The organism is Ruminococcus sp. AM31-15AC (assembly GCF_003462045.1).
Taxonomy (GTDB): domain Bacteria; phylum Bacillota; class Clostridia; order Oscillospirales; family Ruminococcaceae; genus Hominimerdicola; species Hominimerdicola aceti.
In genome coordinates this window covers 1-794 of the sequence record NZ_QTYG01000132.1, presented here as the reverse complement: position 1 = coordinate 794, position 794 = coordinate 1, and the positions used below count along the sequence as shown (strand labels likewise).

Sequence of the window (794 nt, the reverse complement as noted above, 5' to 3'; positions counted from 1 at the left end):
ATGGTTTTGTTAATGATAATTGCTGTATCTTGCACCTAAGTCTGTTAGTCATTTTTGAGCAAAGATCAAGTGTATTGAATCTGTCAACAAAAATACTTCCACAGTCTTTACACAAATGTTTGTGACCTCTTATCTTAAGAGCTGTATAATGTTCATTTATGTTGATATCCCTGACAAGTTTAGTATATCGACCGTAATTGACAACATTGCAGCTCCCGCATTTAGTGCATATCTTTGTTTCAATTTTAGGCGAAACAACAAAAAGATAATCACACTCATCTGCATTTTCACGCAGTTCAAGTATATCAATTTCATCAAGACAAAGCATATTTTGGTTGTGGTTTATTAGCATATTATATCCTTTCATTACAATTTTTTCGTAGAGGACAAAGCCTAATTACTGAAGATAAGAGGCAACTATCGTTCAAAGTAGACATCATTATCTGAATTATCTCCTCACTCAAACACTCCCCCGTCAAGCTGTCCGCAGAAATAAAGATCATTCATAGTCGGCTCGCTCATAACAGCGTTTGGGGTGGGCTTTGTCTTTGAGATAGTCTTCGACTTTGTATCCTCATAATAAATGTTCTCGATAGGCAGCAGACCAATGTCCGCTTTCGGAATATCCCAAACCATACCCCTTATATGCTCAAAAAGCGCCTCTGGGCTGTCATTTGCAATAACTGAGCCTTTGTTAAGTATGATCAGGTCGTCCGTTATGGTGTCAATATCAGAAACGATATGGGTGGAAATTATTATAATGCTGTCCTTTTTAAGTCGCACCATTATCCTCT

At 37.3% G+C, this 794-nt stretch carries 1 protein-coding gene and 1 pseudogene; both read right to left on the bottom strand.

The genetic code is table 11. From position 1 onward, the window contains the following. The coding region (locus DW793_RS15595; protein ID WP_252969921.1) for a hypothetical protein at positions 1-367 on the bottom strand (367 nt) is incomplete at its 3' end. An 89-nt stretch (positions 368-456) separates the two neighbouring features. Next, positions 457-794: pseudogene (locus tag DW793_RS14885) on the bottom strand (hypothetical protein); the annotation flags it as partial.